We start from the raw sequence: 17820 nt of genomic DNA, 5'->3' as shown, positions 1-17820 counted from the left end.
GTCTCGGCCGCGGGCGTCAGAAGGAACGTTTCCGACATCGCGGCAGGTATCGGCTGTGCGGCGGGTGAACTGTGACCCACGCCGCTTGTGGGCCGACTGTGTGACAGGCCACGGTAGGCACATGACAGCGATCAGCGAGGTCAGGGCGACGGCGGACGACGTCCGCGCCGTCGACGACTTCGCCACCCACCTGCGCACGCAGCGTGGGCTGTCCGATCACACGGTGCGCGCGTACCTGAGCGACCTCGAGCACCTGCTCGACTACGCCGTCCGGAACGGCCATGGCCGGCTGTGCGACATCGACCTGGGAGTCCTCCGCGGATGGCTCGCGAGCATGGCGGCGGCGCAGCGCAGCCGCTCGACCCTCGCCCGTCGCGGCGCCGCGGCGCGCACCTTCTTCGAGTGGGCAAGCCGCACCGGCAGGGTAGGGGCCGACCCCGCGCTCCGTCTGGCGAGCGCCCGCGCGGCGAAGCACCTGCCGACGGTGCTCGGAGTCGACTCCGCCGCCCGGCTGCTGGACGTGGCGCGCACCCGCGCCGACGACGCGGACCCCATCCACCTCCGGGACTGGGCCGCCCTCGAGTTGCTGTACGCCACCGGCGCCCGGGTCGGCGAGATCTGCGGTGTGGACGTCGACGACCTCGACCTCGACGAGCGCACGCTCCGCGTGCTGGGCAAGGGCGACAAGGAGCGCGTAGTGCCGTTCGGCGTCCCGGCCGCGGAGGCGCTCGGCGCCTGGCTGGCCCGCGGGCGGCCGTTGCTCGCGGTCGACGCGTCCGGCCCCGCGCTGTTCCTGGGCCGCCGTGGGGGCAGGGTCGACCAGCGCCAGCTGCGGGCGGCGTCCCACGAGGTCGCGGCGCTCGCGGGCGTCGACGACATCGCGCCGCACGCCCTGCGGCACAGCGCCGCGACGCACCTGCTCCAGGGAGGGTCGGACCTGCGCAGCGTCCAGGAGGTTCTGGGCCACGCGAGCCTGGCGACGACCCAGAGGTACACGCACGTCACCGCTGAACGGCTGCGCGCGTCGTTCGAGCAGGCCCACCCCCGAGCATGACCCCCGACGAGAAGAGGAGCGAGATGACTGCGCAGGCGGAGTCCGTCGTGCTGCTCGCCACCCGTGCCCGCTCCGCCGTGACGGCGCCCGAGGGGGTCGTCCCGCAGCCGCACGCCGCTGGGGTCGAGGCTTCGGGCGCGTTCCCGCACCAGCGTCGCCTGGACGTGGTGCGCCCCGCCGACGACAGCGACGCCTACGGGTCTCTCGCGACCGACGCCGACGAGATCGAGCTGGCGTGGATCGAGTTCAAGGCCGGGGGCGACCGCCTGGTGCGGGAGCGCTTGATCCTGCACTACGGCCCGCTCGTCACCGCGGTGGCCTCGCGGGTCGGGATGCGGCTGCCCAGCACGGTGGAGCAGGCGGACCTGGTCTCGTACGGCATGTTCGGCCTGATCGACGCGATCGAGAAGTACGAGCTGGACCGCGCGGTGAAGTTCGAGACCTACGCGAGCGCGCGCATCCGGGGAGCGATCCTCGACGAGCTGCGGGCCATGGACTGGATCCCACGCTCCGTTCGGACCAAGGCGCGCGCGGTCGACCGCGCGTACGCGGAGCTCGAGAGCGAGCTGCACCGCACGCCCACCGAGTCCGAGGTCGCGCAGCGGCTCGAGGTGGGCGTGGGCGAGCTGCGCTCGGTCTTCACCCAGCTCTCGACCGTCAACGTCGCCGCGCTCGACGAACTGCTCGGCGCGGGCTACGAGCGCACGGACAAGTTCAGCCTGATCGACACGCTGGGCGACGACCGCGCGCAGGACCCGGCGGGCAGCTTCGAGGCGCAGGAGACGAAGTTCCTGCTGGCCCGGGCGATCGAGCAGCTGGGCGAGCGGGAGAAGATCGTGCTGGTGCTCTATTACTACGAGGGCATGACCCTCGCGGAGATCGGCCGGGTGCTCGGAGTGACCGAGTCGCGCATCTCGCAGATGCACACGGCCGCGATGCTGCGGCTGCGGGCCAAGCTCACGGAGTCGGAGCGCTCCTGACCCCCGTGCGGCGGGGGAGCAGCACCACGGGACCGGCGCCGGCGATCAGGGACATGGGGTCGATGTAGTCCTCGCCCTCCCGCACCCCCCAGTGCAGGCACGTCGCTGGGGCGCAGTGCCCGGGGGCGTCCTCGACCCTGCCCAGGACCTCGCCGCGCCGCACCTGCGCGCCGGCGGCCAGGCTGCTGGTGACGGGTTCGAGGCTGGACCGCCTGCCGTCGGCGTGCGTGACGGTGACCACGTGCCGGTCCACGACGATCCCGGCGAAGGCGACGACGCCATCGGCGGGCGCGACCACGTCCCCGCCGACGCGTGTGGCGAGGTCGACGCCTCGATGACCGGGCGACCACCGTGCCGTGGGCCGTTCGAAAGGCCGCAGCACCTCGGCCGCGCCGGAGGGCGCCAGGTAGGCGGAGCCACTGTCCGCCGCCGGCGGGGGAGAGCCGTCAGGGGCATCCGCGACGCGCACGTGGGCGCTGTCGTCGCCTGGGAGCGGCGATGCCGGCGAAGGGGCCGTCGTGACGGCTCCGGATGCGAGGGCGCCCGCGAGGCTTGAGGCGATGAGCGTCGAGGTGGTCCCCGTGGTGAGGCGCGGCATGACGCCACGGTGCGGCCCATGGCGCGCGCCGCGTGTGTGGTGCGGCAGCGGCTGTGAGTGGGCGCATGCCCTTGCCGGTTTGGGGGTGGAGCCCGGGCGCATCCGCGGGTCGGGTACGATGACACTCGCGACCGGTCCGCGCCGGTCGACATCGCGCGCCACTCTCTCGTCCCCAGCGCCCTGCCTGCAGGGCGGCCACGGAACGGGGGTCGGCGCTGGCATCGGTCCGGGCTCGTGCAGCCCGGCGCCAGCGACGACGTGGCGCCAGGGACGCCGGCCATCAGGCCGGGGTCGGCAAACCGAGATGCGGGCCCCGCACAGGGGCCCGCCCAGACGTGCGCACCCGCAGGTGCGCACCGGAAGGACGTGCCATGGCCGTCGTGACCATGCGCCAGCTGCTCGAGAGCGGTGTCCACTTCGGACACCAGACCCGCCGCTGGAACCCCAAGATGAAGCGCTTCATCTTCACCGAGCGCAACGGCATCTACATCGTCGACCTGCAGCAGTCGCTGACGTACATCGACTCCGCGTACGACTTCGTCAAGGAGACCGTCGCCCACGGCGGCACGATCCTCTTCGTCGGCACGAAGAAGCAGGCGCAGGAGCCTGTCGCCGAGCAGGCCGCCCGCGTCGGCATGCCGTATGTCAACCAGCGCTGGCTCGGTGGCATGCTCACCAACTTCCAGACCGTGAACAAGCGACTGCAGCGCCTCAAGGAGCTCGAGCTCGTCGACTTCGACGACGTCGCGGGCAGCGCCTTCACCAAGAAGGAACTCCTCATCATGCGTCGCGAGCGCGACAAGCTCGCCAAGACGCTCGGCGGCATCCGCGACATGACGAAGGTCCCCTCGGCCGTGTGGATCGTCGACACGAACAAGGAGCACCTCGCGGTCGACGAGGCGCGCAAGCTCAACATCCCGATCGTCGCGATCCTCGACACCAACTGCGACCCCGACGTCGTGGACTACCCGATCCCGGGCAACGACGACGCCATCCGCGCCGTCGCGCTGCTCACCCGGGTCATCGCCGACGCTGCCGCTGAGGGCCTGACGCAGCGTCACTCCGGCCGCTCCGGCGCCGAGGGCGCCGCTGCCGCCGCCGAGCCGCTCGCCGAGTGGGAGCGCGAGCTCCTCGCCGGCGCCGAGGCCGCTGCCGCCACCGAGGTCGCTGCCGAGGCCGTCGAGGCTGCCGCTGAGGCCACCGAGGCCGCTGTCGAGGCCGCTCCCGCCGAGTCCGAGGGCGACTCCGCGTCCGCGTGACGCTGGATCCCTCGCTTCCACTGACGAGAAGGACGGACACACACTGATGGCGAACTACAGCCTCGCGGACATCAAGGCCCTCCGGGAGAAGACCGGCGCGGGCATGATGGATGTCAAGAAGGCGCTCGAGGAGGCCGCGGGCGACCCCGACAAGGCGCTCGAGATCATCCGCGTCAAGGGCCTCAAGGGCGTGGGCAAGCGTGAGGGCCGGTCGGCATCCGACGGCCTCGTCACGGCCCACGTCGGCCCGACGCCGGACGGCGAGGGCGCCTCGGGCGTCATCGTCGAGATCAACTCGGAGACGGACTTCGTCGCGAAGAACGTCACCTTCCTCACGCTGGCCGACAAGGTCATCGACGTCGCAGTGTCCTCCGGGGCACGCGACGCCGACGCCCTGCTCGCGGTCGACGTCGACGGCTCCCCGCTGCAGACGGTGGTCGACGAGACCGCCGCGACGCTCGGCGAGAAGATCGTCGTGCGCCGTCTGGCCCGCGTGGCCGGCGAGCACGTCGAGCTCTACCTGCACAAGGTCAACAAGGACCTGCCCCCGCAGGTCGGCGTCCTGGTCGCCACCGACGCCGCCGCCGCCTCGGTGGCCCGCGACATCGCGACGCACATCGCGGCGTTCTCGCCCACGTACCTCACCCGTGAGGACGTCCCGGCCGAGACGGTCGCCTCGGAGCGCCACATCGCCGAGGAGACCGCGCGCAACGAGGGCAAGCCCGAGGCTGCCCTGCCGAAGATCATCGAGGGCCGCGTCAACGGGTACTTCAAGGAGAACGTCCTGCTCGAGCAGCCGTTCGCCAAGGACTCGAAGAAGACGGTCGGCCAGGTGCTGACCGAGGCTGGCGGTTCCGTGACGGAGTTCGTGCGCTTCCGCGTGGGAGCCTGAGCCACGCACGCATGAGGCAGGTGGCCCCGGCCCGCTGGGGTCGGGGCCACCCGCACATCTGGACCATCATCACCGGCAAGTTGGAGGAACCGTGGCGCACGACGCGACCGCAGGCGGCGACGAGGCGGCTCAGCCGGCTCGCCGGGTGCTGCTCAAGCTCTCGGGGGAGACGTTCGGGGGCGGCGGCATCGGCCTGGCGCCCGACGTGGTGCAGCGCGTCGCCGCGGAGATCGCCGTGGCGGTCCGCAGCGGCGTCCAGGTCGCGATCGTGGTGGGCGGGGGCAACTTCTTCCGTGGCGCCGAGCTGTCGCAGCGCGGCATCGACCGCGCCCGCGCCGACTACATGGGCATGCTCGGCACCGTGATGAACTGCCTGGCCCTGCAGGACTTCCTGGAGCAGGCCGGTGTGAGCACCCGGGTGCAGACCGCCATCACGATGGGCCAGGTCGCCGAGCCGTACATCCCGCTCCGCGCGATCCGGCACCTCGAGAAGGGCCGCGTCGTGATCTTCGGCGCGGGCGCCGGCATGCCGTACTTCTCCACCGACACCGTCTCCGTGCAGCGCGCCCTAGAGACGCACTGCCAGGAGGTGCTGATGGGCAAGAACGGCGTGGACGGCGTGTACTCGGCCGACCCGCGCACCGACCCGACGGCCGTCAAGCTCGACCACCTGACGTACACCGACGCGCTCGTCAACGACCTCGCGGTGATGGACGCGACGGCGATCAGCCTGTGCCGGGACAACGACGTGAAGATGCGCGTGTTCGGCATGACCGACGCCGGCAACGTCACCCGCGCTCTCCAAGGTGAGAAGATCGGCACGCTGGTCACCGCGAGCTGACCCAGCCCGCGCCCGCACAGCCCACGACGTAGACGAAGGAGCACCGGTGATCGACGAGACCCTCCTCGAGGCCGAAGAGAAGATGGACAAGGCGATCGAGGTCGCCAAGGAGGACTTCGCGACGATCCGCACGGGACGCGCCAACGCGGCGATGTTCTCGAAGATCTTCGTGGACTACTACGGCACGCCGACCGCGCTCCAGCAGCTCGCGTCGTTCAACGTGACCGAGGCCCGCACGATCCTCATCGCCCCGTTCGACAAGTCGTCGACCGCCGCCGTCGAGAAGGCGCTGCGCGACTCCGACCTGGGGGTCAACCCCACGAACGACGGCAACGTGATCCGCGTCGTGCTGCCCGCGCTCACCGAGGAGCGCCGCAAGGACTTCGTCAAGCTCGCCAAGAACAAGGCTGAGGAGGCCCGCGTCTCGGTGCGCAACATCCGCCGGCGCGCCAAGGAGGAGCTCGACCGCATCGTCAAGGACGGCGAGGCGGGCGAGGACGAGGTCGCTCGTGCGGAGAAGGAGCTGGAGTCGCTGACCAAGCGGCACGTCGAGGTCATCGACACCGTGCTCGCCGCCAAGGAGTCCGAGCTGCTCGAGGTCTGATGTCCCAGAACGACGCCCGCACCGCCACCATGGCGCCGCCAGCCACGCCCCCCGCGGCGCGCACCCCGCGCGCCGGCCGCGACCTGCCTGTCGCGACCGTCGTCGGGCTGCTCATGCTGGCGGTCGTCGGCGCCTCGCTGTTCGTGCGCAAGGAGGGCTTCCTCCTCCTCGCGGTGCTGGCCATCGGCGCTGGGCTGTGGGAGCTCGCGCAGGCCTTCGCCCGGCGCGGGATCCACCTGCCCCTGCTGCCGCTGCTCGTGGGCGACGTCGGCATCATGGTCTCGGCGTACATCGCCGGGCCTGAGGCGCTGTTCGTCGCGTTCATGCTGACCGCGGGCGGCGTGGTGATCTGGCGGGTGCTCGACGGCAACGGCGCGCCCGCGCTGCGCGACGCGACGGCGGGCATCTTCGCCGCCGCGTACCTGCCGTTCCTCGGCGGTTTCGTGATGCTGCTGCTCGCGATGCCCGACGGGGCCTACCGGGTGCTGCTGTTCATCCTGCTGTGCGTCGCGAGCGACACCGGCGGCTACGCGGTCGGCGTGCTGATCGGCCGGCACCCCCTGGCGCCGTCGGTCAGCCCGAAGAAGACCTGGGAGGGCCTCCTCGGCTCGGTGGTCCTCGCGTGCGTGGTGGGTGTGGTCGGCCTGCGGCTGATGTTCGACGGCGACCCGGTGGTGGGCGTGTTCCTGGGCGTCGCGACCGTGGTCACAGCCACGCTGGGCGACCTGTCCGAGTCGCTGATCAAGCGCGACCTGGAGCTCAAGGACATGGGCTCGCTGCTGCCCGGCCACGGTGGGCTCCTCGACCGCGTGGACTCGATGCTGCTGGCGGCCCCGGTCGTGTACCTCATCCTGAACGTGCTCCAACCCGTCGTGTGAGCGAGCTCTCGCACCCGACGACCATCGATCGCTAGAGAGGGGGTGCCCATGAGCGGGACACCCGTCGAACTGCAGAAGACCCCCATCGCACTCAACCTGACCCCGCCGACCACGCGGGGCCCCCGCGGCAAGCCGCCGCGCCACTTCGTCGACCTGACGCCCGAGCAGCGGGTCGCCGCCGTCACGGAGCTCGGCGAGAAGCCGTTCCGCGCCAAGCAGCTCGCGACGCACTACTTCACGCACCTGACCTCCGACCCGGAGGCGATGACCGACCTGCCGAAGGCGACGCGTGACCGGCTCGTCGAGAAGCTCTTCCCGGAGCTGCTGACTGCGGTGCGCACCATGAAGGCGGACGGCGGCACCACCGTCAAGACGCTGTGGCACATGTTCGACGGCGCCAAGGTCGAGTCGGTGCTCATGCGCTACCCGAACCGCTCGACGCTGTGCGTCTCGAGCCAGGCGGGCTGCGGCATGGCGTGCCCGTTCTGCGCCACCGGCCAGATGGGCTTGACGAGGAACCTGTCCACCGCCGAGATCGTCGAGCAGGTGCGCCGGGCGGCCCGCTCGCTGGCCGACGGCGAGATCCCGGGCGGTCCCACGCGCCTGTCGAACCTGGTGTTCATGGGCATGGGCGAGCCGCTGGCCAACTACAAGGCCGTCATGGAGACGGTGCGCACCCTCGTGGCGCCCACGCCCGACGGGCTGGGGATGTCGGCGCGCAACATCACCGTCTCGACTGTGGGGCTCGTCCCGGCGATCACCAGGCTGACGAACGAGGGCATCCCAGTGACGCTCGCGGTGTCGTTGCACGCGCCGGACGACGAGTTGCGCGACTCCCTCATCCCGATCAACACCCGGTACAGCGTCGACCAGACGCTCGACGCGGCGTACCACTACTTCGAGGTCACCGGTCGGCGCGTGTCGATCGAGTACGCCCTGATCAAGGACATGAACGACCACGCGTGGCGCGCTGACATGCTCGGGACCAAGCTCAACGCCCGCGGGCGCGGCTGGGTGCACTGCAACCCGATCCCGCTCAACCCGACGCCAGGCTCGATCTGGACCGCGAGTGATCCCGCCGTCGAGCGCGAGTTCGTGGCACGCTTGCGCGCGCACGGCATCCCCACGACGGTCCGTGACACCCGGGGGAGTGACATCGACGGCGCCTGCGGCCAGCTCGCAGCGGAGGAACAGGGTGAGTGAGGGCATGTTCCGCACGGTCTCGCGGCTACGCAGCGGTTACGACCCGGACGAGGTCGACGAGTTCTTCGACCATGCGCGCACGGTGTACGAGGCCGGGCAGCCCGGCGCGCTGACCGGCAAGGACATCCGCGCGGTCGCGTTCGACATGGTGCGCGGCGGCTACGTGACGTCGGCCGTGGACGCCGCCCTCGACCGGCTCGAGGCCGCGTTCGTCGCGCGGTCGCGGGCCGAGTTCCTGGCCGAGCGCGGCCAGCAGGCGTGGATGGAGCTGCTCGCCGACCAGGCGCGCACCCTGTACGGGCGGTTGACCCGGCCGGACGGCGAGCGTTTCGCGCCGCCGCCCGGACGGCAGCAGGGCTACGACGCCGACGACGTGGACGACCTGTGCGAGCGCCTGGTGGCCTACTTCGACAAGGGCGTGCCCTTGACGGCGCAGGACATCCGCTCGGCGACCTTCGGGCGGCGCAAGGGCCGTCGCGCGTACGCCGAGGCGCCCGTGGACGCGTTCTTCGCGCGCGCGGTGGAGGTCCTCCTCGGGGCAGAGTGACCGCCGCGGCCGACGCGACGCACTGGCGGGTGGCCCAGGGGCGCCCGCCGGCACGGGATGATGGGTCGCATGAGTGAGCGCACCGTCCTCCTGCTCGGATCGACCGGCTCCATCGGGACCCAGGCCGTCGACGTCATCGCCCGCACCCCGGACAAGTTCCGTGTCACCGGGCTGAGCGCCGGCGGCTCGGACCTCGCCGCCCTGGCCCGCCAGGCGATCGCGCTCGGGGCGCAGGCCGTGGCCGTGGCGGACCCCGACGCGGCCGGCCCGCTGTTCGCCGAGCTGACCCGTGCGGGCGCTGACGCGGGGCTGCGCCAGATGGGCGTCGAGGTGCTCGCCGGGCCGGACGCCGCGACCCGGCTCGCGGCCCGCGGCGCCGATGTGGTGCTCAACGGCATCACCGGCTCGGTCGGACTGGGCCCCACCCTCGCCGCGCTCGAGTCCGGCAGCACGCTCGCGCTGGCGAACAAGGAGTCGCTCGTGGTGGGCGGCGCGCTCGTCGCCGCGGCGCAGCAGCGTCCCGGGCAGGTCATCCCCGTCGACTCCGAGCACTCCGCCATCGCGCAGGCTCTGCGGTCGGGGTCTCGCTCCGAGGTGCGCCGGCTGATCCTGACCGCCTCGGGCGGGCCGTTCCGCGGCCGCGGCCGCGACGAGCTGAAGGACGTCACCCCCGATCAGGCCCTCGCCCACCCGACGTGGTCGATGGGCCCGGTGGTCACGGTCAACTCGGCGACGCTGATGAACAAGGGCCTCGAGCTCATCGAGGCGCATCTGTTGTTCGGCGTGCCGGTGGCCGACATCACCGTCGTGGTGCACCCGCAGTCGGTGGTGCACTCGATGGTGGAGTTCGCGGACGGCTCGACCATCGCGCAGGCGTCGCCGCCCGACATGCGGCTGCCGATCGCGCTGGGCCTGTCGTGGCCGCACCGCGTCCCCGACGTGGCGCCCCCCTGCGACTGGTCGCAGGCGACGGCGTGGACATTCGAGCCGCTCGACGAGGAGGCCTTCGGGGCGGTCCGGCTGGCGCGCGAGGCCGTCGCCGCCTCCCCGACCCATCCGGCGGTGCTCAACGCCGCCAACGAGGAGTGCGTCGCGGAGTTCCTGGCCGGCAGGCTCGGGTTCGTGGAGATCGTGGACACTGTGGCCCGGGTGCTCGACGAGCACTCCGGCGCGAGCGGGCCGCTGTCCCTGGAGGACGTGCTCGGCGCCGAGGAGTGGGCGCGCGCCCGCGCGCACGAGCTGTTCGCGCGTCGCTGACCTCCACTCCCAGCGCGTTCTCAGCCCTGCGGGTGATGATCGACTGACAGGCTGCGGGTAGCGTCTGCCCCCGGTCCCCGAGAACGGAGTGTCATGGCGTATCTGCTGGGCGTGGTCGTCCTGGTGCTGGGCGTCCTGGTGTCGATCGGCCTGCACGAGATCGGGCACATGGTCCCCGCGAAGCGCTTCGGCGTGCGGGTCAGCCAGTACATGGTCGGGTTCGGCCCCACGCTCTGGTCGCGGACCAAGGGCGAGACGGAGTACGGCCTGAAGGCGATCCCGCTGGGCGGCTACGTGCGCCTGGTGGGCATGTACCCCACCGCCGAGGCCGTCGGAGACCCGCCCGCGAGGACCACGTTCGGCAAGATCGCGGCCCAGGCCCGCGAGGCGAGCGCCCAGGAGATCCTGCCCGGCGAGGACCATCGGGCGTTCTACCGCCTGTCGACGCCCAAGAAGGTCGTCGTCATGCTCGGCGGCCCGTTCATGAACCTGCTCATCGCGATCGTGCTGCTCACCGTGGTGATCAGCGGGTTCGGCGTCGCGGCCTCGAGCACCACGCTCTCGGCCGTCAGCCAGTGCGTGATCCCGGCGGGAGCCGACGCGTCGCGCGAGTGCGGGACCGGTGACGAGCCGGCCCCCGGCGCCGCCGCGGGGCTCCAGCCCGGCGACACGGTGATCGCGTACGACGGCGTCGAGGTCACCGGCTGGGACCAACTCTCGGCCTTGATCCAGCAGACCGGCGACCGCACGGTGCCGATCGTCGTCGAGCGGGACGGGGACGAGGTCGCCACCACGGTGACGCCGGTCGTCGCCGAGCGCCCGGTCTACGAGGACGGCGTGGCGGTGACGGAGCCGGACGGCTCTCCGGTCACGCACGAGGTGGGCTTCCTGGGCATCAGCCCGTCCACCGAGCTCCAGACCCAGCCCGTCAGCACCGTGCCCGGCGTGGTCGGGAACGCGGTGGCGCAGACGCTGGGGGTCGTGGTGACCCTGCCTGCCCGGGTGGCCGACGTGGCGCAGTCGGCCTTCGGGTCCGCGGAGCGCGACGAGTCCACGATCATCTCCGTGGTCGGGGTGGGACGCTTCGCCGGCGAGATCGCCTCGGCGGACGCCGAGGGCTTCGGGACCGTGGAGCGGGTGGCGAGCATGCTGACGCTGCTCGCCTCGCTCAACATCGCCCTCTTCGCGTTCAACTTGATCCCGCTGCTGCCGCTCGACGGCGGGCACGTGGTCGGGGCGCTGTGGGAGGGTGCGCGGCGCCAGATCGCCCGGCTGCGGCGGCGCGCCCACCCGGGACCGTTCGACACGGCCCGGCTGGTGCCGCTCGCGTACGGGGTCTTCGTGCTCCTCGCGGGGATGGGCGCCCTGCTGATCTACGCCGACGTGGTCAACCCCGTCACGCTCGGCTGACGGGCGGGCGTCGACCGCTGCTCCGCTGTGCAGGTCAGGCGCGTGTGACGAGGTCTGTGCCGTCGGGGGCCGCGAAGAGAGGAATAATGTCCGCGTGAGCATCCCGATCAGTCTTGGCATGCCGGAGGCTCCGGCCCCGGTGCTGGCCCCCCGCCGCCCGACCCGCAAGATCAAGGTCGGCAAGATCGAGGTCGGCGGCGACGCGCCGGTCAGCGTGCAGTCCATGTGCACCACGCCGACCACCGACATCAACGCCACGCTGCAGCAGATCGCCGCCCTCACGGCTGCCGGCTGCGACATCGTGCGGGTCGCGGTGCCCAGCCAGGACGACGCCGAGGCGCTCCCCGCGATCGCCCGCAAGTCGCAGATCCCCGTGATCGCGGACATCCACTTCCAGCCGAAGTACGTCTTCGCGGCCATCGACGCCGGCTGTGCGGCCGTCCGGGTCAACCCGGGCAACATCCGCAAGTTCGACGACCAGGTCAAGGAGATCGCCCGCGCCGCCACGGACGCGGGCGTGTCCATCCGGATCGGCGTCAACGCCGGGTCGCTCGACCCGCGCCTGCTCGCCAAGTACGGCAAGGCCACCCCCGAGGCGCTCGTCGAGTCCGCCGTGTGGGAGGCGTCGCTGTTCGAGGAGCACGGCTTCCGCGACTTCAAGATCTCGGTCAAGCACAACGACCCCGTGGTCATGGTGCGGGCCTACGAGCTGCTGTCCGAGCGCGGCGACTGGCCCCTGCACCTCGGCGTCACCGAGGCGGGCCCGGCGTTCCAGGGCACGATCAAGTCGGCGACGGCGTTCGGCGCGCTGCTGAGCAAGGGCATCGGCGACACGATCCGGGTGTCCCTGTCGGCCCCTCCGGTCGAGGAGGTCAAGGTCGGCATCCAGATCCTGCAGTCGCTCAACCTGCGGCCGCGGAAGCTCGAGATCGTCTCGTGCCCCTCGTGCGGTCGCGCGCAGGTGGACGTCTACACCCTGGCCGAGCGGGTCACCGCCGGGCTGGAGGGCCTCGAGGTCCCGCTGCGGGTGGCCGTCATGGGCTGCGTCGTCAACGGCCCGGGCGAGGCTCGCGAGGCCGATCTCGGCGTCGCGTCGGGCAACGGCAAGGGGCAGATCTTCGTCAAGGGCGAGGTCATCAAGACCGTCCCCGAGTCGATGATCGTCGAGACGTTGATCGAGGAGGCCATGCGCCTCGCCGAGTCGATGGACCCCGTCGACGGCTCGGGCTCGCCGGTCGTCTCCGTCAGTTGAGGCCGTCCGGCGGCCAGTTGAGGCCGTCCGGCGGCTGCGGGGCCGTCCCGCCCAGGGCCAGCCCTAGCCGCCGGTGAGCCGCTCCAGCAGCGCCGCCGCGCGGCTGGTCCGCCCGGTGCGCTGCTCGACCCGGTCGGCGAGCTCCGCTGCGCGCCGGCCGGCGGTGATCCCCGCCCAGCGCACAGGCTCGGGCTCCCATGCCGGCGACCGGTGCCCCACCCAGGGCAGGCGCACGAGCTCGCTGTCCGCCCCGGTGACCAGGTCCGCGAAGGTGCGGCCCGCGAGGTTGGCGGTCGCCACACCGTCGCCGACGTAGCCGCCCGCCCAGCCGACGCCGGTGTCGGGGTCCAGGCCGACCGACGGGGTCCAGTCCCGGGGGACGGCGAGCGGGCCGCCCCACGCATGAGTGAACCGGGCGCCGTCCAGCACCGGGAACAGGTCGACGAGAGCCCGCTGCAGGTGGCCGATCACGGCGGGGGAGCGGTCGTGCTCGGGGCGCACGGTCGAGCCGAGGTGGTACGGGGCGCCCCGCCCGCCGAACGCGAGGCGGTCGTCGCTGGTGCGCTGGCCGTAGACGATGAGGCGGCGGGCGTCGGTGAAGGTCTCGAAGCGCTCCAGGCCGATCTCGTCCCACACCTGGGCGGGCAGCGGGGCGGTGGCCACCATGAGCGAGTAGACGGGCGCGACGGCGCGATGGGCGCCGGGCAGCTCGGTCGTCCACGCCTCGGTGGCGCGGAGCACCCAGCGGGCCCGCACGACGCCGTGGTCGGTGACGACGGCGCGGGGTGAGATTCGCAGCGCCCGCGTGCCCTCGTGGATGCGCGCGCCGCGCTGCTCCACGACCTGCGCGAGGCCTCGCACCAGCCGTGCGGGCTGCACCCGCGCGCAGTCGGGCGTCCACGAGCCGCCGAGCACCCGGGCGGCGCGGACATGCTCCCGCACGCCGTCGGGGTCGAGCAGGTGCTCCTCGTCGCCCCACTGCGCAGCCTGGGCGGCCTCGTGCCGCACCCGGACGAGCTGCGGCTCGTTGCGGGCGAGGGTGACGGTCCCGCCGTAGGCGAAGTCGCAGTCGATGTCCTCGGCGGCGGCGACGCCACCGACCTCGACGACGGTGTCCCGCATGGCCGCGCGCATGGCGAGCGCCGCGTCCCGACCGTGCCGCCGGGCCAGGGCCGGGGCGGAGACGGGGAACAGCGCGGAGCACCAGCCGCCGTTGCGCCCGCTGGCGCCGTACCCGGCGACCTCGCGCTCGACGACGACCACCTCGAGCCCGGGGTCGGCCTCCAGCAGGTAGTACGCCGCCCACAGACCGGTGAGGCCAGCGCCGACGATCACCACGTCGGCCTGCGTGTCACCGTCGAGCGGCTCCCGCGACGGGTGCGGTCCCGCCACGCCGAGGTCGGCGACGGCGAGCTGGTCCCACCACAGGGACAGCGACCGCACGTCCGTCACAGGCGGGACCACGCCTCCGACAGCACACCGCGCAGGATCTGCTCGATCTCGTCGAACTCGGCAGGGCCGCACGTCAACGGGGGCGCGAGCTGGATGACCGGGTCGCCGCGGTCGTCGGCGCGGCAGTACAGCCCGGCGTCGAACAGGGCCCCCGACAGGAACCCTCGCAGCAGCCGCTCGCTCTCCGCGTCGTCGAAGGTCTCCCGCGTGGTCTTGTCCTTGACCAGCTCGATCCCGTAGAAGAAGCCCTCACCGCGCACGTCGCCGACGATCGGCAGGTCGAGCAGCCGCTCGAGCGTGGCGCGGAACGTGGGCGCGTTGGCGTGCACGTGGTCGGTGGTCTTCTCCCGCTCGAAGATGTCGAGGTTGGCCATCGCCACCGCGGCCGAGACGGGGTGCCCGCCGAACGTGTACCCGTGCGCGAACGACGTGGCGCCGGTGGCGAACGGCTCGAACAGCCGGTCGGAGGCGATCAGGGCTCCGATGGGGGAGTAGCCGGAGGTCATGCCCTTGGCGCAGGTGATCATGTCCGGCACGTAGCCCAGGGTGTTGCAGGCGAAGATGTCGCCGATCCGGCCGAAGGCGCAGATCACCTCGTCTGAGACCAGCAGCACGTCGTACTGGTCGCAGATCTCCCGCACCCGCTCGAAGTAGCCGGGCGGCGGTGGGAAGCAGCCGCCGGCGTTCTGCACGGGCTCCAGGAACACCGCGGCGACGCTCTCCGGGCCCTCGAACTCGATGGCCTCCGCGATCCGGTCGGCGGCCCACCGTCCGAAGGCTTTCGGGTCGTCGCGCAGCGACTCCGGGGCTCGGTACTGGTTCGTGTTGGGGACCTTGTGCGCGCCCGGCACGAGCGGCTCGAACGCCTCCTTGAGAGAGGGCAGCCCCGTGATGGAGAGCGCTCCGTGGGTCGTGCCGTGGTAGGCGATGGACCGGGAGATCACCTTGTGCTTGCCAGGCCGGCCCATGAGCTTCCAGTACTGCTTGGCGAGCTTCCACGCCGTCTCGACGGCCTCGGAGCCGCTGGTGGTGAAGAACACCCGGTTGAGGTCGCCCGGGGCGTGCCCGGCCAGCCGCTCGGCCAGGTCGATCGCCTGCGGGTGCGCGTAGGACCACAGCGGGAAGAACGCGAGCTCGGCGGCCTGCTGGCGGGCGCGCTCGGCGAGCTCGGCGCGCCCATGCCCGACCTGCACCACGAAGAGGCCCGACAGCCCGTCGATGTACTTCCGGCCGGTGTCATCCCAGATGTGGTGGCCCTCCCCGCGCACGATGGTCGGCACCCCGTCGTCCCACGCGCTCTGCCGCGTGAAGTGCCCCCACAGGTGCGAGCGGGCGGCGTCGGCGCGCGGCGTGCCGCGCGGCGTCCTCGATGCGTTCATCGGGTCCCCCAGTTGTAGAGCTGCTTGCGCAGCCGCAGGTAGACGAAGGTCTCGGTGGCGCGCACGCCCGGGATCGTGCGGATCTTGCTGTTGAGCACCTCGAGCAGGTGGTCGTCGTCCTCGCAGACGACCTCGGCGAGCACGTCGAACCCGCCGGCGGTGATGACCACGTAATCAACCTCGGGCAGCGCGGCCAGGGTGTCGGCGAGGTGCTCGAGGTCGCCGTCGGTCTTGACGCCGATCATCGCCTGCCGGGAGAACCCGACTTGGAGCGGGTCGGTCACGGCGACGATCTGCATGACGCCGGTCTCGGTCAGCCGCTGCACGCGCTGCCGAACGGCCGCCTCCGACAGTCCGACCGCCTTGCCGATGGTCGCGTATGGCCTGCGGCCGTCCTCTTGCAGCTGCTCGATGATGGCTTTGGAGAGGTCGTCGAGTGCGGGACGGGCGACGTGGTTGGTCCGTGTGCTCACGGGGGGATGGTCGCGTGCCTCGCCGCCCTGCGCAAGTGATTCCGTCGTCGAATCTCGCTGTGACATCGGATCTCGCTGCCGAAACATGATCTTGACAATGAGTTCGTCAGTAACCCTCCCCAGATGGCAAGGAATCGGGATAACGTGCCGCGCACGGTCGGCAGGCGCCCGTTCACCACGGACGCCGGCCGCCTCGTCCCGCAGGCAGCCTGAGCGAAGGAGAGACCGTGAACGCGTCCCCGACGTCCGCCGCCCAGGCCGCACCCCCGACCGCCGCGCCGACGCAACTGCTCAACGTGGTGGGCGGCGAGCGCCGCGCCGCCGCCGACGGCCGCACGTCCCCCCTCATCGACCCCGCGACCGGGCAGGTGTACGCGTACGCCCCGCTCAGCGGCGCCCGTGACGTCGACGAGGCGTGCGCCGCCGCGAGCGAGGCGTTCGCCACCTGGGGTCGGACCACCCCTGCCGAGCGCCAGCTGGCCCTGCTCCGCCTGGCCGACGCGGTCGAGGCGCACGCGGACGAGCTCGTCGCGGTGGAGTCGCGCAACACCGGCAAGCCGCTGCGGCTGACCGCCACTGACGAGGTGCCGCCCTGCGTGGACCAGCTGCGCTTCTTCGCCGGAGCCGCGCGGCTCCTCGACGGCATCAGCGCGGGGGAGTACCTGGAGGGGCACACCTCCTGGGTGCGCCGCGAGCCGATCGGCGTGGTGGGCCAGGTGACCCCGTGGAACTACCCGCTGATGATGGCGATCTGGAAGATCGCCCCCGCGCTGGCCGCCGGGAACACGGTGGTGCTCAAGCCCTCGGACACGACGCCGGCATCGACCGTGCTGCTCGCCGAGCTCGCGGCCGAGGTGCTGCCGCCGGGCGTGCTCAACGTGGTCTGCGGCGATCGCGACACCGGCCGAGCGCTCGTGGCGCACCCCCGGCCCGACCTGGTGGCCATCACCGGCTCGGTCCGCGCCGGGTCGCAGGTGGCCCGCGAGGCCTCGGCGGACCTCAAGCGGGTGCACCTCGAGCTCGGGGGCAAGGCTCCCGCGGTGGTGTTCGCCGACGCCGACCTCGAGGCCGCGGCGGCCGGGATCGCCGGCGCGGGGTACTACAACGCCGGCCAGGACTGCACGGCGGCCACCCGGGTGCTGGTGCACGCCTCGGTGCGCGAGGAGTTCGCGTCGGCGCTCGCCGAGCAGGCGCGCGCGCAGCGCACCGGGCCACCGGACGACCCCGACGTCGCGTACGGGCCCCTGAACAACGCCCAACAGCTCGACAGGGTGCTCGGGTTCCTGGACCGCCTGCCCGCGCACGCGCGGGTGCTCGCGGGCGGGCGCCGGCAGGGCGACGTCGGCTACTTCCTGGAGGCGACGGTCGTCGACGGGCTCCGGCAGGACGACGAGGCGGTGCAGGAAGAGGTCTTCGGGCCGGTCATCACCGTGCAGTCCTTCGACGACGAGGCCGGGGCGGTGGCGCTCGCCAACGGCGTCCGATACGGGCTGGCGAGCTCGGTCTGGACCCGTGACCACGGCACGGCGATGCGGATGTCGCGGGCGCTGGACTTCGGCGTCGTGTGGATCAACACGCACATCCCCTTCGTCGCCGAGATGCCGCACGGCGGCTTCAAGCACTCCGGCTACGGCAAGGACCTGTCCGTCTACGGCTTCGAGGACTACACGCGCGTGAAGCACGTCATGTCGGCGTTCGAGGCGTGACGCCGCCGGGGCGCCCGCCGCGCCGTCCGAGGCGG

General features: G+C 72.2%; 17 protein-coding genes. 13 read left to right on the top strand and 4 right to left on the bottom strand.

Annotation, left to right across the window (positions count from 1 at the left end):
• The first annotated feature begins 121 nt into the window (after nucleotides 1–121).
• Nucleotides 122–1054 (top strand): tyrosine recombinase XerC, encoded by a 933-nt coding sequence (locus tag NP064_RS10340; RefSeq protein ID WP_227569746.1) that lies wholly within the window; start codon nucleotides 122–124, stop codon nucleotides 1052–1054.
• A 23-nt stretch (nucleotides 1055–1077) separates the two neighbouring features.
• On the top strand, nucleotides 1078–2034 hold the full coding sequence (whiG, locus tag NP064_RS10335) for an RNA polymerase sigma factor WhiG (protein WP_227569747.1): 957 nt from the start codon (nucleotides 1078–1080) through the stop codon (nucleotides 2032–2034).
• Here the strand turns inward: whiG and NP064_RS10330 are convergent.
• Nucleotides 2012–2632 carry a M23 family metallopeptidase gene (locus tag NP064_RS10330; RefSeq protein ID WP_227569748.1) on the bottom strand — a complete coding sequence of 207 codons (621 nt, stop codon included), beginning with the start codon at nucleotides 2630–2632 and terminating at the stop codon, nucleotides 2012–2014. The two genes, whiG and NP064_RS10330, sit on opposite strands and share 23 nt — an antisense overlap.
• A gap of 371 nt (nucleotides 2633–3003) precedes the next feature.
• Here NP064_RS10330 and rpsB point away from each other — a divergent pair, with 371 nt between their 5' ends.
• The 10 genes from rpsB (at nucleotide 3004) to ispG (ending at nucleotide 12775) form a co-directional block, all read left to right on the top strand.
• The gene (gene rpsB, locus NP064_RS10325) at nucleotides 3004–3891 is read left to right on the top strand and encodes a 30S ribosomal protein S2 (RefSeq protein WP_227569749.1); all 888 of its coding nucleotides are present in this window, start codon (nucleotides 3004–3006) and stop codon (nucleotides 3889–3891) included.
• A 46-nt stretch (nucleotides 3892–3937) separates the two neighbouring features.
• On the top strand, nucleotides 3938–4783 hold the full coding sequence (gene tsf / locus NP064_RS10320) for a translation elongation factor Ts (RefSeq protein WP_227569750.1): 846 nt from the start codon (nucleotides 3938–3940) through the stop codon (nucleotides 4781–4783).
• A gap of 91 nt (nucleotides 4784–4874) precedes the next feature.
• Nucleotides 4875–5624 (top strand): UMP kinase, encoded by a 750-nt coding sequence (gene pyrH / locus NP064_RS10315; protein WP_227569751.1) that lies wholly within the window; start codon nucleotides 4875–4877, stop codon nucleotides 5622–5624.
• 46 nt (nucleotides 5625–5670) lie between these two features.
• Nucleotides 5671–6228: a ribosome recycling factor gene (frr, locus tag NP064_RS10310; protein WP_227569752.1), complete on the top strand. Its 558-nt coding sequence runs from the start codon at nucleotides 5671–5673 to the stop codon at nucleotides 6226–6228.
• A complete protein-coding gene (locus tag NP064_RS10305; protein WP_372456380.1) occupies nucleotides 6228–7106 on the top strand; it encodes a phosphatidate cytidylyltransferase in 879 nt (292 codons plus the stop codon). The genes frr and NP064_RS10305 overlap by 1 nt, the downstream gene beginning before the upstream one ends.
• Nucleotides 7107–7154: 48 nt before the next feature.
• Nucleotides 7155–8309 (top strand): dual-specificity RNA methyltransferase RlmN, encoded by a 1155-nt coding sequence (rlmN, locus tag NP064_RS10300; protein ID WP_372456381.1) that lies wholly within the window; start codon nucleotides 7155–7157, stop codon nucleotides 8307–8309.
• Complete coding sequence (locus tag NP064_RS10295) at nucleotides 8302–8856, top strand: DivIVA domain-containing protein (RefSeq protein WP_227569753.1); 555 nt, start codon at nucleotides 8302–8304, stop codon at nucleotides 8854–8856. Before rlmN ends, NP064_RS10295 begins: the two co-directional genes overlap by 8 nt.
• Nucleotides 8857–8925: 69 nt before the next feature.
• A complete protein-coding gene (dxr, locus tag NP064_RS10290) occupies nucleotides 8926–10113 on the top strand; it encodes a 1-deoxy-D-xylulose-5-phosphate reductoisomerase (protein WP_227569754.1) in 1188 nt (395 codons plus the stop codon).
• A gap of 93 nt (nucleotides 10114–10206) precedes the next feature.
• Complete coding sequence (locus tag NP064_RS10285; RefSeq protein WP_227569755.1) at nucleotides 10207–11523, top strand: M50 family metallopeptidase; 1317 nt, start codon at nucleotides 10207–10209, stop codon at nucleotides 11521–11523.
• A 118-nt stretch (nucleotides 11524–11641) separates the two neighbouring features.
• Nucleotides 11642–12775 carry a flavodoxin-dependent (E)-4-hydroxy-3-methylbut-2-enyl-diphosphate synthase gene (gene ispG, locus NP064_RS10280; RefSeq protein WP_227569779.1) on the top strand — a complete coding sequence of 378 codons (1134 nt, stop codon included), beginning with the start codon at nucleotides 11642–11644 and terminating at the stop codon, nucleotides 12773–12775.
• 63 nt (nucleotides 12776–12838) lie between these two features.
• On the opposite strand, the gene NP064_RS10275 is transcribed toward ispG, so the two are convergent.
• From NP064_RS10275 to NP064_RS10265, 3 genes are read right to left on the bottom strand one after another with little or no spacing between them, the layout of a single operon-like run.
• Complete coding sequence (locus NP064_RS10275) at nucleotides 12839–14239, bottom strand: NAD(P)/FAD-dependent oxidoreductase (protein ID WP_227569756.1); 1401 nt, start codon at nucleotides 14237–14239, stop codon at nucleotides 12839–12841.
• Nucleotides 14224–15606, bottom strand: a complete 1383-nt coding sequence (locus tag NP064_RS10270) for an aspartate aminotransferase family protein (RefSeq protein WP_227569757.1) — start codon at nucleotides 15604–15606, stop codon at nucleotides 14224–14226. The genes NP064_RS10275 and NP064_RS10270 overlap by 16 nt, the downstream gene beginning before the upstream one ends.
• On the bottom strand, nucleotides 15603–16079 hold the full coding sequence (locus tag NP064_RS10265; RefSeq protein ID WP_227569758.1) for an Lrp/AsnC family transcriptional regulator: 477 nt from the start codon (nucleotides 16077–16079) through the stop codon (nucleotides 15603–15605). The genes NP064_RS10270 and NP064_RS10265 overlap by 4 nt, the downstream gene beginning before the upstream one ends.
• 227 nt (nucleotides 16080–16306) lie before the next feature.
• On the opposite strand from NP064_RS10265, the gene NP064_RS10260 reads away from it, so the two are divergent.
• Nucleotides 16307–17785, top strand: coding sequence for a gamma-aminobutyraldehyde dehydrogenase (locus NP064_RS10260; protein ID WP_372456382.1), 1479 nt, complete (start codon nucleotides 16307–16309; stop codon nucleotides 17783–17785).
• The last annotated feature ends 35 nt before the right edge of the window (nucleotides 17786–17820 follow it).

The organism is Cellulomonas chengniuliangii (genome assembly GCF_024508335.1).
Classification (GTDB): domain Bacteria; phylum Actinomycetota; class Actinomycetes; order Actinomycetales; family Cellulomonadaceae; genus Cellulomonas_A; species Cellulomonas_A chengniuliangii.
The sequence above is the reverse complement of the archived record's forward strand: the minus strand, read 5'-3'. Positions and strand labels throughout refer to the sequence as shown.